At 63.4% G+C, this 14017-nt stretch carries 11 protein-coding genes and 7 pseudogenes; 5 read left to right on the forward strand and 13 right to left on the reverse strand.

Annotated elements, in window-relative coordinates:
* Positions 1-245: 245 nt before the first annotated feature.
* From AC1MFL_RS00770 to AC1MFL_RS00795, 6 genes and pseudogenes are all read right to left on the reverse strand, one after another.
* Positions 246-960, reverse strand: a pseudogene (locus AC1MFL_RS00770) (transposase); the annotation flags it as partial.
* 44 nt (positions 961-1004) lie between these two features.
* A pseudogene (locus AC1MFL_RS00775) lies at positions 1005-1217 on the reverse strand (integrase core domain-containing protein); the annotation flags it as partial.
* Between the two features lie 47 nt (positions 1218-1264).
* Positions 1265-1564 (reverse strand): DUF6262 family protein, encoded by a 300-nt coding sequence (locus AC1MFL_RS00780; protein ID WP_479812658.1) that lies wholly within the window; start codon positions 1562-1564, stop codon positions 1265-1267.
* Positions 1561-2274 (reverse strand): tyrosine-type recombinase/integrase, encoded by a 714-nt coding sequence (locus AC1MFL_RS00785; protein ID WP_479812660.1) that lies wholly within the window; start codon positions 2272-2274, stop codon positions 1561-1563. The genes AC1MFL_RS00780 and AC1MFL_RS00785 overlap by 4 nt, the downstream gene beginning before the upstream one ends.
* Positions 2241-3464 carry a hypothetical protein gene (locus AC1MFL_RS00790; RefSeq protein ID WP_479812662.1) on the reverse strand — a complete coding sequence of 408 codons (1224 nt, stop codon included), beginning with the start codon at positions 3462-3464 and terminating at the stop codon, positions 2241-2243. The genes AC1MFL_RS00785 and AC1MFL_RS00790 overlap by 34 nt, the downstream gene beginning before the upstream one ends.
* Positions 3430-3708, reverse strand: coding sequence for a tyrosine-type recombinase/integrase (locus AC1MFL_RS00795; RefSeq protein ID WP_479812664.1), 279 nt, complete (start codon positions 3706-3708; stop codon positions 3430-3432). The genes AC1MFL_RS00790 and AC1MFL_RS00795 overlap by 35 nt, the downstream gene beginning before the upstream one ends.
* 181 nt (positions 3709-3889) lie before the next feature.
* Between AC1MFL_RS00795 and AC1MFL_RS00800 the strand changes: the two genes are divergently transcribed.
* Positions 3890-4420, forward strand: a complete 531-nt coding sequence (locus AC1MFL_RS00800) for a hypothetical protein (RefSeq protein ID WP_479812665.1) — start codon at positions 3890-3892, stop codon at positions 4418-4420.
* An 80-nt stretch (positions 4421-4500) separates the two neighbouring features.
* Here AC1MFL_RS00800 and AC1MFL_RS00805 read toward each other — a convergent pair.
* The 3 pseudogenes from AC1MFL_RS00805 to AC1MFL_RS00815 form a co-directional block, all read right to left on the reverse strand.
* Positions 4501-4611: pseudogene (locus AC1MFL_RS00805) on the reverse strand (ATP-binding protein); the annotation flags it as partial.
* 47 nt (positions 4612-4658) lie between these two features.
* Positions 4659-5066 (reverse strand): annotated as a pseudogene (locus AC1MFL_RS00810) (IclR family transcriptional regulator domain-containing protein); the annotation flags it as partial.
* A pseudogene (locus tag AC1MFL_RS00815) lies at positions 4999-5139 on the reverse strand (helix-turn-helix domain-containing protein); the annotation flags it as partial. The pseudogenes AC1MFL_RS00810 and AC1MFL_RS00815, both read right to left, overlap by 68 nt.
* A gap of 9 nt (positions 5140-5148) precedes the next feature.
* Between AC1MFL_RS00815 and AC1MFL_RS00820 the strand changes: the two are divergent.
* Positions 5149-5508: pseudogene (locus AC1MFL_RS00820) on the forward strand (histidine phosphatase family protein); the annotation flags it as partial.
* A gap of 1292 nt (positions 5509-6800) precedes the next feature.
* A pseudogene (locus tag AC1MFL_RS00825) lies at positions 6801-7698 on the forward strand (IS5 family transposase).
* On the opposite strand, the gene AC1MFL_RS00830 reads toward AC1MFL_RS00825, so the two are convergent.
* From AC1MFL_RS00830 to AC1MFL_RS00845, 4 genes are all read right to left on the reverse strand, one after another.
* Positions 7695-8003, reverse strand: coding sequence for a hypothetical protein (locus AC1MFL_RS00830; protein ID WP_479812667.1), 309 nt, complete (start codon positions 8001-8003; stop codon positions 7695-7697). The pseudogene AC1MFL_RS00825 and the gene AC1MFL_RS00830 overlap by 4 nt on opposite strands.
* Positions 8004-8493: 490 nt before the next feature.
* The gene (locus AC1MFL_RS00835) at positions 8494-9243 is read right to left on the reverse strand and encodes an ATP-binding protein (protein WP_479812669.1); all 750 of its coding nucleotides are present in this window, start codon (positions 9241-9243) and stop codon (positions 8494-8496) included.
* On the reverse strand, positions 9240-10790 hold the full coding sequence (istA, locus tag AC1MFL_RS00840) for an IS21 family transposase (RefSeq protein ID WP_479812671.1): 1551 nt from the start codon (positions 10788-10790) through the stop codon (positions 9240-9242). The genes AC1MFL_RS00835 and istA overlap by 4 nt, the downstream gene beginning before the upstream one ends.
* A gap of 292 nt (positions 10791-11082) precedes the next feature.
* Complete coding sequence (locus AC1MFL_RS00845; protein ID WP_479812673.1) at positions 11083-12063, reverse strand: AraC-like ligand-binding domain-containing protein; 981 nt, start codon at positions 12061-12063, stop codon at positions 11083-11085.
* Between the two features lie 141 nt (positions 12064-12204).
* Here AC1MFL_RS00845 and AC1MFL_RS00850 point away from each other — a divergent pair, with 141 nt between their 5' ends.
* Together AC1MFL_RS00850 and AC1MFL_RS00855 are read left to right on the forward strand one after the other, a co-directional pair.
* On the forward strand, positions 12205-13431 hold the full coding sequence (locus tag AC1MFL_RS00850) for an acyl-CoA dehydrogenase family protein (protein ID WP_479812675.1): 1227 nt from the start codon (positions 12205-12207) through the stop codon (positions 13429-13431).
* Positions 13428-14012, forward strand: coding sequence for a flavin reductase family protein (locus AC1MFL_RS00855; RefSeq protein WP_479812677.1), 585 nt, complete (start codon positions 13428-13430; stop codon positions 14010-14012). Before AC1MFL_RS00850 ends, AC1MFL_RS00855 begins: the two co-directional genes overlap by 4 nt.
* Positions 14013-14017: the final 5 nt, after the last annotated feature.

The raw sequence follows: 14017 nt of genomic DNA on the forward strand, positions 1-14017 counted from the left end.
AAGATGCGCGCCACTCCGTCTTTCGCATTGAAGTAAACGGGCCCTTCGCAGATGAGCGTGGTTAGGGCGGTCTGAGACTTGCGCTGCGGGGTGGGGCCGTTTCCCGTGAAGCGTGGTGCAGCGGGAAAGAGGTCAGGGCCTCTTTGAATTGGTAGCGACCAAGCAAACCAATACCAAAAGAGACCCTGACGCGAAAATTTCGTGACCGCGGCGGTGACTCAGGGTGGCGGTTGGCTGCATGCGATTTAGCCGGCGTTCTGGAGAGGTTGGAGGGTGACCTGGTAGCTGAGACTTTCGAGTTGTTGAAGGGCTCTCTTTGCTGCGCAGTGGCTGGCTTCGGGTGTAGTAGTCCGGGCCCGGGTCGACGTAGCATTCGCCGGTGGTGAGCATGTGCCAGATGGAGATGAGGACGGAATGCTCGACGGCGACGAGGGCTTTCATTGGCCCGCGCCGGGACTTGATCCGCCTGTACTTCGCCCCGAGGTACGTGGTTTGTGATCTGGCCGCCGCCATGGCGGCTGTGCCGAGCGCTCTTTTCAAGTACCGGTTCCCGGGCCTGGTTTTCGTCGACTTGACCAGCCCTGCGGACTCGTTGGCCCCGGGTGCGGTGCCTGCCCACGATGCCAGATGGCCGGCGGTACGGAACACGGACATGTCAGCACCGGTCTCAGCAATGATGACCTCGGCAGTCCGGTCACTGATGCCCGGGATTGTCGCCAGCAGTTCCCGGGCACCGCTAAAAGGCCGCATGAGCTCTTCGATCCGCGCGTCGAGGATAGCGATGTCCTTGCTGTGGGCGTCGATCCGGCTCAGAAACAACCCTGTCATGAACGCGTGGTGGGCGTTGAAGCGACCCGTCAGTGCCTCGGTCAGCGCCGGGATCTTCCGGCGCATGGCCTTCCTCGCCAAGTCCGCCAGCACGGCCGGGTCGTGTTGGCCGTCGATCAGGGCCTGCAGCATTGAGCTGCTGCGGTGATTTCGGACAGCGGAATTAGTGGATTGTTCTACGCTGCCAAGGCTGGCTGTTGATAACCATAGTGGACTTCGTTGGGCCGCCGGTAACCGAGTGCGGAGTGACGGCGCCGGCTGTTGTAAAACCCCTCGATGTAGCGAATGACGTCGCTCCGGGCCTGTGATTTGGTCGCGTATACGGTTCGGTAGACACGCTCGTTTTTCAGGGCTGAGAAGAACGATTCGGCCATGCTGTTGTCCCAGCATTATCCGGCTAATGTGCCAGGATGTCGGCGATTAGCCGGTTAAGGATTTAGTCTTCTCGGGAGGCCAGCTTCCGGAGCTGCTCTTCGTGGCGCCGGACGCTTTCGGCCAGTGTCTCGAGCGCGGCGCGGAGCGTGGCGATCTCGTCGGTGAGGACGGCGAGGGTGCCGCTGGTCGCTGCGCGGTGGCGATTGTTCTCGATGGTGGCCCGGATTATGGGGTCCCGGTAGAGAGTGGTGCGGCCCAGGCCGGTGTGGGCGGCCACGGCGGTGAATGTCACTGCCTGTCCATTCCGGAGGAGATCGGCGCAGGCGCGCTCGACGCTGTTGAGGGTGCTCGTGTTGGTCATCCTGCGGTGGCCTCGTTGATCAGGGTATCGAGTCGTGTGATGAGCTGTTTGTGTCGGTCGGCTTCGGCGGTCCAGCCTCGTTGTTCGGCGTCGCCGGCGAGTGCGTCGGCATCAACACGTTGCGCGGCCAGGATCGGCAGTGAGCTGGGCTCGGCGTGGAAGCTTGGGCAGTGCTCACAGATATTTGCGTAGGGGCAGGCGCCCTGGGCCGGTGCCCGCAGGCAGAATCCACCGGCCATGCGCGACGTCAGCAGCGGGGTGTCTTTCCAATCCTTTCCGCCGGTGATGTCTCTGAGCGCCAGACTGGTCCGGCCGCTGAGGGGTGTGAGGGCCTGTTGTTTGGCCAGATCAAGGGCCCGTTCGTACTCGGTGCGCACGGTGGCATCGAACAGCCGTCCGTAGCGCAGGCTCATCTCGGCTGACATGTGCCCGACGAGCGCCATCAGCGCCTGCAGGGAGACGCCGGCGTTGACCAGGGCGGTGGCGTAGGTATGGCGAAGCTGGTGCGGGGTGATGTGTTCGAGCCCGGCGGCGCCGGCGGCGCGGCCGAGTTCGGCGCGGACCGCGCTTTGCGCGAGCCGCCGTCCGTGGTGGGTGAACAGGAACTGGGGCGGGCGGCGGTAGCGGGGGTGCGGCAGCGGCCGCCCCGGTGATCTGATGTCGGCTACGTCGTCGATCAGGTCCAGGATCTCCTCATCGAGGGGGACCATCCGCTCGGTGTCCAGCTTGCCGAGGGGGACCTAAGCCAACTGCCGTGGCCGGGGACTTCGTGGACGCAGTCCAGTTCAAGGTCGAGCAGTTCCCCGATCCGCAGCCCGAAGGAACGTTGCAGCCGCAGGGCGGCCGCGGCCAACTCGTTGCCCGGGGACTCGGTTAGGGCCTGGGTGAGGCGCCGGTCGACGTCAACGGGCAGGTAACGAGGCAGCGTTTGCGGGAGCCTGGGGATGTCCTCGCGGAAGAGAAGCTTGCGCCGTGGCGCTTCGGGCCAGTCCCACTCGGTGATGTCGGTCAGGAAGCCCATCAGCGCGAGCACCCGCCGGGACCGGTCGGCCGCGGTGATGGTCTCGCCGTTCTTGGAGTTCACGGCGTCGACCATGCTGGTGAGGTAGGGCTCGATGTGTTTGGTTCGTTCGAGGGCGGCAACCGATTCCAGATCAGGGTCGAGGACGGCCAGGAACACGCCGAAGTGCTTGAGCCGGGTCGCGATCGTTGAGACGGTCTTCGGCCGGCAGGTCGCACGTTTGCGGTCCAGGTAGGAGATCATCGTCGCCCTGATCGGCGGCTGAACCTGGGCAAGCCGCTCGGCGAAAGGGGCCGGGCCGCCACCGCGGGGCAGCTCATCGAGGACTCCAAGGTGGAACAGCACCCGCTGGGCGTTGCTGACCGCCGACAGGTAGTGGCCGTGGCCCTTGCCGGTGCGTTCCTGCCTGTCCTGGCAGGCTGCGGTGAATTCGGCCAGATCAGCCAGGGTGAGCTGTTCCAGGCGCCGGCCGGTTTGGATTAGCAGCCGGACCGGCACCTGGGAGCCGGTAGCGAACCGGACCCGGTCGGTGAATCCCAAGTCAGCGGCCGCAGTCATGAACCGGTCGAGGTCGACCGTCAGGGGTGAGTCTTTGACCTCGCGCCAGATACTGGAGAGCTTGCGTTCCAGCAAGTAGTCATAGCCTGGCCGCAGACCTTGGTGCAGCATCAGGAAAGTGATGATCGGCCGGGTAGCAGCCCCGGCAGACAGGCGCACCTGCAGCGGCTCGGCCGCCCACTCCTGCGGGTCCGGCCACCGCTGGAAGAATGTCCTGGCAGCCGATGAGTAGGCGGTGTTACCCCGCCCGGTCCGCCGCAAGTACTCCAGATACGCGGCGTGCGGGTCACTGCTGGGAACGGATGCGATCGCGAGCGGCATCGAACTCTGCTTTCACGTGGGCCGGAGCGAGATGGATATAGCGGGCAGTGGTGTCGACGTGGGCGTGGCCGAGCAAGGCCTGCATCACCGCCAGATCGACGCCCGCCTCGGCCAGTGCGGTCCCGAAGGTGTGCCGTAATGCCTGCTGGTGGCCGCCAACGATTCCCGTCACGCCGCGGTGATACCGGAAGACCGCCACGAGCGGTTTCCAAGAAAGTTCTCTTTCCGCCGTCGTGAGACTCATTCGTTCCTAATCCTCGCTAGATGGCCCTGAGTGGGCGTATCGTTCCCTCATGGCAGCAGCCCCGACTCAGCCAGCGCAACCAACGTCGATTCGCGCACGCGTGCAGGCACTCCTTCGCAGGGTCCGAGTGCCCAGAAACCCTGCGGCTTGGGCGGTTATCGGGGCCGCAGCCGGTGTCATTATGACGGGCACTATCTCTATAATCACTGCCGACATCGCGGCCAATACGTCAGTGAAGACGGCTGACGTGGCCCGACAAGTAGCCGCAGACGGTGTCAGGGCAGCTGCGGCCCAATCTGAGTCGGACTTCATGAGAGGCCAGCGACTAACTGAATATACTAATTATCTCGTCACTGCGACGAAATTGGAAACCGCCCTCTACGCCTATGAAAACGCCTTGCAAAAAGATTCGGCCCAGATAACCCCGGACGAGCAGTCAGCTACCTACAATGACTTTAAGAAGGCTTACTATGACTATATAGAGTCATCGTGGCGAGTGTACGAAATAGCCACTGATCCGGTCGCATCAGTCTGCGGCAGCTTGGACACTCTTGTAGTCGATACTGCGGACAAGATATTACTCACACCTGGAAATAACAGTGTAAATGGTCAAGACATGGCGAAGATAGTGGACCCGTTTTACCAGGAATTTGACAAAAGGAAGAATGAGGCGGGAGATGCTATGCGGGCTGCTTTCGTCCGAGGGCAATAGCTTCGCGCGTCGCGTCTCCTTCGTGCTTTCGACCCAGCCAATCCAAGATTGACACAAGCCGGGGTACGTCCTGGATACATTGCTTCGTCTAAAAACAGCACCATGCGGCGTGCCGGGGAGGCGGCGCCGGGCTGCAGCAGTCCCGATCCGCCGCCGACAATTGCGGCTGCCGTGGCTGGGCGGTAACGGTTTTACGCACTTCTGTCATGCTGCGCTTGAGCATCGCCATGGTCGTGATCCTGCTGGTAGGCCAGACCGGCAATCCGCCGCGATAGAGTTCCTCGCGTTCGGCATTGTTCAACTGCGCCAGCATTGCTTTCCCGCCCGCGGAAACGAAGGCGGGCATCTGATCCCCAGTCAGCATGCCCAGGCGCAGCATGAACTCGGATTCCACGCCGTCGACGAACTGAATATTTCCGCCGCGCAGGACCATCAACTGAACCGTCTCGCCCAACCGGTTGTTCACATCCAACAGCGGACCACGGGCCAATTCCCGGAGTTTTTTGATCGACAGGGGCTCCGCTCCGCGGTCCGTGAACGCTGGCCCCGGCCCGTAAACCAAAGGCCAGTGCGGACAGGAGCCGGTGGGCCGTGGACGGCGCCATGTCCAGGTGCACTGCCGCTGTCTTAACGGAGACCGGTCCACGCTCATGCATTAGAAGCAGCAAGACCAAGGTGCGGTCCACCGACTCCACAGGCGAAGTCTCAGCATTGGGCATGTACGAATTATGCCTGTCCAAATGCGCGGGCAACGCCGCTGGACCAGGGTAGTGCCCATAGTCGGGGTGGTGTCGAGCCCTCTCAAGCGTTGTCAGCAAACGGCACGGCTCATTCTCGATCGCCAGGATGGCACGCCGTACGCGCCGGTCGATCCCGATCTCACCGAGTGCGATTACGGCCAGTGGCAGGGCCGCACGCTCAGTGATCTCGCGACCGAGGATTTGTGGCCGGTTGTGCAGTCGCAACCGTCCGCCGTCGTCTTTCCCGGCGGTGAATCCATGGCCGCGATGCAGACTCGGTCGGTGGCAGCTATTCGACACCACGATGCAGCCTTCGAATCCCGAAATGCCCGGGAAGGGGCGGGGGCTAAACGGCCTGAACGACCGCCGCGATCGCACAGACGATCGGTGAAGATCCGGTCTGTGTCGTCGGCGCGCTGCTCACCCATCATGCGTTGACGCCGGGGAGGCAGCGATCGTCCGGATCTGATTGAGGGCAACGTGGCCAGCTTCCACCGCCAAAACAGCGAGGACGGCGATGCCGGACACCCAGAAGCCGGATGCCGCGATAACGGGCAGAATGATAGCTGCGGCGGCGGGGGTTAACTGGTGGGAAGTCCATGGCAGCAAAGCCCACCAATTCCCTTGACTCGCCGTCGAAGTAGCCGGCACCGCCTACCGACTGGCCAGGCTCAGCGAGCTCGTGGTCTGCTCCGAAGCAGTTGCCATGTCATGCCGTTCACCCAACGTTCCTGCATGAATAGGTATCAGAGCGAAAATTCCGGATCGACTCGAACCCTAGGTCAATCCAGAGAATATTCAGCAAATCATGTTGTGAGCGGCACTGGCCACCATGAAGTAGTGAACGCGAAAACCGGATGGAAGGACGAACGAGATGAACACCCAGAAGAGACTCCGCAAGGCGGTACCCGGTCCGCCGTAGTCCGCCACTCCCCCCACACAACCGAATAGGCCGTTTCCGGGACCCCACACACCCCGGAACATCAGTTCAGAGGCGGGAGTGTGCACAATGTGCACACGAAAAAGCACCAAAATAGCCCCTGACCTGCGGAAACACTGTGCCCGAGGTGGGACTCGAACCGGGCTCCAGCACTTGCAAACACTGGACTCCCGCCGAAACATCCCGAATCCGGGCCAGTCCGGCACCAGTAAGAACCGCTCCGAAGCCCAAGGTGTGCACATTGTGCACACCCTCTTTCTTGCCCACTTCGGCGCCCCCAACCACGCTTCTTAAACGGCCGTCCGGGCGGGTCCGTTGTGTATTACCCGCGATTTCGCTCCGGTAGAAAGAGTAGGCCTCCGGAACCAGAACGGCCCCGAACAAGCACCGCACCAGGGGGCGGCCCTCCTGTTGAAAACCGCTGACCATCATGGCTGCGGATTCCTCCTCTCCGAACGTCTCATCGAGAAGAAAACAGCAACCTGCATGACCGACCGACTGCCCGGCCGGCGTCCAGGAAGTGAGCACGGACCACCAACGGCGCAGCCGAGCCCGCCGCCTCCAGGACCACAAATCGCCCTCGGAGGAGGACCACCCATCAGCAGATGTAACCAACCTGCTGGCTGGGTACAGCTAGCGCGCCTGTTGTACTAGGGCGTGTCTCCCAATTGGGTCTCGTCTGCTTTGGCATGCTTGAATCATGTCGCGTACTGCCGTCCTGACCGATGCCCAATGGGAGCGGATTGAATCCTTGATGCCCAGCTCCGACGGGAGCCGTGGGAGACCGTTTCAAAACCACCGGCTGATCGTTGAAGGCATCATCTACCGTTTCCGGGCGGGAATTCCCTGGCGCGACCTGCCGGAGACCTTCGGCCCGTGGCAGACAGTCTGGAAACGCCACCGCCGCTTCAGTGGCGACGGAACCTGGGACAAAATCCACTCCCGGATCCTGGCGGAGGCCGACGCGGCCGGGATGATCGACTGGGAAGTCTCCGTGGACTCCACGGTCAACCGGGCCCACCAGCACGCCACGAACCTCACCCGCCACACAGGGGGACCTGTCGAATTACATGAATCTGTTAGAGGAACCGCCTGACCACGGGATCGGCAGGTCCCGCGGCGGGCTGACAACGAAGATCCATCACCTCTGCGACGGCAAGATGCGCCCGCTGGTCATGCTGCTCGGTCCCGGGCAGGGCGGGGACTCCCCAATGTTCCCGCACCTGCTGGACTCCCTCAGCGTTCCCCGGCTGGGTCCGGGCCGGGCCCGTTCCCGCCCGGCCCGGGCCCTGGCGGATAAGGCGTACTCCTCAAAGGCCAACCGGGATCTTCTGCGCCGGCGCGGCATCCAGGCGGTGATCCCGGAACGCTCCGATCAGGAAGCGAACCGCAAACGCCGCGGCAGCAAAGGCGGCAGACCAGTAGGGCTGGACACGGAAGCCTACAAGCGACGAAACGTCGTCGAACGGTCCTTCAACATCTTCAAGCAATGGCGCGGACTCGCCACCCGGTACGACAAGCTCGCCCTGACCTACCGCGGCGGAGTCGTCCTCCGCGCCATCACCATCTGGCTCAAGGAATTAGGAGACATGCCCTAGGACTCCTTGCGGCGCCCGCCAAAGATCATCGAGGCCAGCGCCATGACCCCGGTGACCGTGAATACTGCCGGCCACGCGCCGATCTTCTTCGCCAGGGGGTGGGACGCGCCAAAGGCCGCAATATACGCGCCCGTGAGGGCTGCAGCCCGGGCCGAGCCGGCGTCGTTTTTCCAAACCGCGAAGGCGGCCAAGCCGCAGGCTGCCAAAATAGCGCCGCCGGCCTGCCTGTTGCCTGTATCGCGGGCGACCTTATAGCCGAGCAGGAGACCGGTCTTGGCCAAGCCGGTCGAAATGATGCGAGACATTCGATTTCTCCTTCGGCGGAACGGATAAGCGTTAACCTAAAGCATAGGTCCGGCACTGGGAAACGTAGTCGAGCCGACTGCTGCTGCCAGCTGACGGCAGTCGGCTCGATGAGGGTCGCCGGGGGGCGCGCCGGGACCCATGATCAGGCGGTGTGAACGCCGCCCCGCCGCGGGACTCGCGGCACATAGGAAAGCCCCTCAGCGGAGGGGCTTTCGTGGATGAAACAGTGGGTTGGTGGTGTTGGTCAGCGGTCATGTGCGCCCCCTTCCCGGACGTCGTGTCTGTCTGCCTGCATTCGATACCGCAAGTCTGTAATAGCTGATCCGCGGATCGTCCAACCGCAGTGCAGCGCATCTTTCCCCACCCGGGTAAGCGCCTTGAGTATTTGATGCCTTGAGAGCCACCCAATCTTGCGCTTCAGAGCCACCGATCGTGCGGAAGAGAGCCAGTGGTGGTGTGCTTGGGAGCCACTGGCCCTCGACCTGATCGTTAGGCGCCGGCCAGGGCGGTCTGCTCCCTCATGTTGTAGGTGCCGGTGTCGACCCAGGTGGTGTTGTGGATGATGCGGTCCATGATGGCGTCGGCGTGGACGCCGGCACCAAGGCGGTGATGCCAGTCTTTCTGCTGATACTGGGTGCAGAACACCGTCGACGTCTCGCCGTAACGGCGCTCCATCAACTCCAGCAACATCGTCCGCATCGATTCCGTCGGCCGATCAAGTAACCACTCGTCGATGACGAGCAGGGTGAAGGCAGCGTATTTCCGGAGGAACTTGCCGGCGCCGCCGGGGGTGTCTTGAGCTGCGACCCAGGCCTCTTCGAGGTCGGGCATCCGAACATAATGGGCGCGGATCCGATGTTCGCAGGCGCGTTTCGCGATCGCGCAGCCCAGATACGACTTCCCCGACCCGGTGAACCCCTGGAAGACGACGTTCTGCTGCCGAGTGACGAACAAGCAGGTCCCGAGTTGGGTCAGGAGCTGCCGGTTGAGGCCGCGCTCGTCGAGCAGGTCGATGCGCCGCAGGTCCGCGTTGGGGTAACGAAGCCCCGCCCGTCGGATCAGCCCGTCCACTTTCGAGTGCATGAAGGTGGAGTAGGCGTCATCGACGACCAGGCGGACCCGTTCCTCGAACGACAAGCTGATGCTGAGGGTGTCGTCTTGGAGGTCGATGGCCTCCACCAGCTCGCCGGCGTTCATCTCCCGGAGCTTGCGTTTGGTCTCCCCATCCAGGACGCTCAACGGGTCCCTCCGGCGTAGTAGGCGCCGCCGCGAACATAACCGCCATCATCCGGCTCGGGCTCGGGGGTGTGTCCGGTTTTGTCCTGTCCGGTGTTGAGGATCGGCCGCAGGTGCGCATAGCGGGGTGAGCGGATCGGGCCCCGCAGCGCCAGCGCGCAGGCCGCTTCGAGGCGTGCCGGGGAGAATCGGCGCGACAGTTTCAGCACCGCCAGCGCCGCGTCGAAGCCGGCCTCATCGATGAACACGGTCTCGAAGATCTTGGCTGTCACTGCCGCCGTCGCAGGTCCGACCCGCGCCGCCCACTCCTCGATCCGGGCCCGGTCCCAGGCCTGGAAGCTGCGCCCCTCGGGCAGGTCCGCCTCGTTCGTCCGATACTGGTTGCTGGCCGTGGCCGGCAGCAGCAAATGGCTGGTCAGGCGCTCGTCACGCCGGTAAACCTCCAGCATCGTCTCCGTCACGCGCAAGTCAACGAGGGCGCCGATATGGCTAAAAGGGACGGAATAGAAGTTCTTCGCCCAAACCACGTGAGCGTTGGCGTTCACCTTGCGTTTATAGACCCACGTGCTGATCTCGAAAGGGGCCGCCGGCAGCGCCTGCAACAACGGCTTCTCCTCGGCGGTGAACACACTGAGGCGTGACCCGTCACGTTTCTGGAACGGCTCCCGGTTATAGGCATCGATCTGTTCCCGGATCCGCAGGCGCAGCTGCGCCAGCGACGTAAACTGCTCGTGCCGGAGGCCGGCGATGACCCAGGTCGCGACATGGGAGACCGTGTTCTCGGCACCACTCTTGTCTCGAGGGTGGCGAACTCTGCCCGGGAGGACCGCTGCCGAGTAGTGCGCCGCCATCTCCCGGTAAGCGTCGTTGAGCACGACCTCGCCCTCCTTCGGGTGGGAAATAACCCCGGTCTTCAAATTGTCCGGGACCAGGCGCGGGACGCTGCCACCGAAGAACGCGAACATCGCCGTGTGGGCGCGCAGCCACGACTCCTGCTTCATGTCCAGGCTCGCTTCCACGAACGCATACCGGCTGAACGGCAGGCACGCGACGAACAAGTACACCCTCGACAGCTCACCCGTCGTCGGATCCAACAGCTGCATCGTGGGTCCGGACCAGTCGACCTCGATACTGCGGCCGGCCTTGTGCCCGACCCTTGACGTCGCCCCCGAGACGGCGGCGTGTTCGCCATAGAGGCGGCAGAACCGGTCATAGCTCATCGTTGCCTGCGCCATGGACGCTGCGTCGACATACTTCTGGTGCAACAGCTTCAACGTCACCCCGACCCGGGCCAACTCAGTGTGAACCCGGGGCCAGTCCGGCTGCGCGAAGACGCTCTCATGAACGCCGCGGCCGGGGAACACGGCCGCATACACCTCGGCTTCCGACTGTTCCGCGACGTCATCCCAGACGACGCCGAGCCGGTCCGCTGCATCGAGCACCGCCTGGACGCTATTGCGCGCGATGCCCTGCGCCGAGGCGATCGACCTGCCTGATAAACCCTGATTTCGTAACTGCAAGACAAGTTTCGCCTTGATCTTCCGTACCATTACCGGTACTCCTCCCACCACGTGGCCATCACGTGGTGGGAGGAGCTTTCAGGTGGCTCTCAACCACGCCAATCGTGGCTCTGAACGACACGATCCGTGATCTGGGCAGGTGGCTCTGAAGCGCACGACAGGTGGCTCCCTTGGAAGCCAGTATTCACGCCTGTAGGAGGACACCGTGGATCGCCGGATATTGCTTGCCCTCTGGGGTCTGGTTCCGTCCCTGCCCAAGGACATCAAATCGGCGAAAGGCTGATCAACGCCCGCAGTTACCCGCTGGTTATGCCCGGTCTGCTCAGTCCGACAGCGTGAGGGCTCTTGCGCGGTATTCTGCCGGCGTCTGGCCTGTCGCCTCCTTGAAGAGCTGACTGAAGTACGACTGGTTTTTGAAGCCGTTGCGGTGGCTCAGGACACTGACCGAAACATCAGCCAGGCGGGGGTCCCGCAGGTCCCGGGCGCAACGGTCCAGCCTTCGGGTGCGAATCCAGGACCCTGCTGTCTCGCCGGATTCGGAAAAGATGGCGTGCAGGTATCTGACCGAGATGTAGTTGGCGGCGGCAATGCTCCGGGGAGAGAGGTCCGGGTCGTGGAGGTGCGCATCGATGTAGGCGGCGATGCCTTCGAATCGGACGCGCTTCTGCCCTGCGGGCTCGGGGCTGGCGGTCAGGGCCAATTCATGGCGCATCATCGTTGATGTCAGGTCCACGGCGTTGTGGAGGGTGAGCATCTGCAGTTCGGGAGACAGGTTGTCCACTACTGAATTCAGGCCACCCAGGAGCCCGGCCAGCGCGGGAGCCAGCCCGGAGCGGCTGTCCAGCCGCTCCGCCACCAGGTCCGCAATCTGGAGGCTCGAGAGCGTGACCAAGGACTGGGGAAACTTCAGGAACAGGATATTAAAGCCCGTGGGAACAACGATTTCGACCGGCCGACCGGTCTGGTAGAAGCCGAAGTCTCCGGGACCTAACTGCGCCTGCCGCCCGTCCTGGACAATGAAGCCTTCACCGCTGAGCACGTGGCAGAGGACCAGCGAGCCGCCGTCCGCGGCCACCCGCTCCGCCCCGCGCCGCGCGGCATGTCCGGAGGCTTCGATTTCCGCCAGATGGATTCCACCTTGGACGCGATTCCGCATCCTGGCCGTAAACGATTCAGGATGATCGGTTTGCATGTCCAGGGTCAAAAGAGTGGACGAGACCATGGCGCCCCACGACCCTGGATCCTTTGCCTGCTCGGACACAACCAAGGCAGCCGCCGTTGGGTCTTTCAGGGGGTTACTCATTCGACATCGCCTCCTGTGGCCCCGCACTGGGACAGCAATGTGTTCACTGTCACAACATTCGTGTGCACTCCATCGTATCCAACGTGAGACGGATCACGCATAAATTGCAACTACAGCACCGCACCAAGCTAGGAGCAAGAAATGTCCCAGACACTTTTGGAATCAACTGACCGCCTGCACGTCAGCGACGACGTCCCGGCCCTTCTCGCCCACATCGATGAAATTACCCCGCTGCTCAAGTCGCAGGCGGATGAGAATGAAGAACTCGGGCGCCTCACAGACAAAGCTGTCCATGCCCTTCACGACTCGGGGGTCTTCCGATTGGGTATCCCCCGCGAACTCGGCGGCTACGAAGCCTCCCCCCGCCAGGTTATCGAAGTCATCGAGAAGCTCTCCTACGCCGACGCTTCAACCGGCTGGGCCGTCATGGCCCTGCAGATGATCACTGGAACCACGGCCGCCTACCAGGGCAAACACGCCACGGACGAACTGTTCGCCAACGGCTCCTACCACCTGATGGCCGGCCAGGGCACCCGGATGGGAACCGCAAGAAAGGTCGACGGCGGATACCTCCTGAGCGGGTCCTGGAGCTTCGCGTCAGGGCTGCCCCACGCCAGCCACATCCACACTGCCGCCGTGGTCCTGGAGACCGGCCAGCCCTTGGTCTTCACGCTGCCCAAGGAACAGGCCCGCATCGTTGACAACTGGGACGTCATGGGTTTGAAGGCCTCCGGCAGCATCGACTACAGCTGCGAAGATCTGTTCGTGCCGGAGTCGTACACCTACGACGTCACCACCAAGGAGAGCGTATATGGTGGCGCCCTCTACCGGATGGGCCTGGCCAACATGTCCGGCATCAACCACGCCGGGTGGGCCCTCGGTGTGGGGCGCCGGATGCTCGATGAAATGCGGGCCCTCGCCCAGAAGAAGTCAGGTGCCCCAGGCGCCAGCGTGGACACTGACCAGTTCGCTGCCGAGTACGCCACCGCCGAAGCCAAACTGCGTTCGGCCCGGGCTTTTGTGTTCGAGGTCTGGCGGGACAACGAGGCAACGCTGGACGGAGGCGAACTGCTGTCCGCCGAGCAGGAAACCCTGACCCGCCTCGCGCTGAATAACGCCACATGGTCCGCCCACGAGGTCTGCATGATCGTCTACAAGTGGGCGGCGACGGCGGCGCTCCGGCACGGAGACCTGCAGCGCTTCTTCCGGGACATGCATGCCGGAACACAGCACATGACCTCTGGTCCTGTGGTGTTGCAGTCCTGCGGCAGGATGCTTGCCGGCCTGGCCAAGGACGCCGAATGGGTCTTCTTCTCCCTCGCCGAAAAGGCCCCGTCGGAAACCCCGGCTCAGGCGGCAAAGCGATGAGCAAGACCACCACTGCAAGCGCGGTGAACGCTGCACACTTCACCACGAGGGTTGGCAGTGTCGGCTCCGAAGACATGCTCTCTGCCGATGAGTTCAAGGCCGCGTTCCGAAACCACCCGGCCGGCGTCGCGGTGATCACAGCGGACGCCGGTGACGGCCCCGTCGGACTGACCGCCACGTCCGTCATCTCCGTTTCGGCCAGCCCGGCACTGCTGGTGTTCTCCCTCTCGGCCTTCTCCTCGACGGCCCCAGCACTGGCCAAGGCGGAAACGCTGGTGGTCCATCTCCTGGGCGCGGACCAGATGGGACTGGCCAAGACCTTCGCCACGAGCGGGATCGACCGCTTCGCCGACACCGCCACATGGTCGCGGCTGGTCACCGGAGAACCCGTTCTGCACAACGCCCCGACCTGGCTGCGCGGCCGGATCGTGGACCGTATGCAGGCCGGTGACTCCACCGTGGTGGCGGTGCAGGTCCTCCAGGCTTCGGTCACAGAACCCGCGCCGGACGCCGACACCAGTCCGCTGGTGTACCACAACCGTGCCTGGCACCGGCTCAGCGAGTTGTCGGCAATCAGCTGACCGGG

It is taken from the genome of Arthrobacter sp. BG3 (assembly GCF_056680185.1).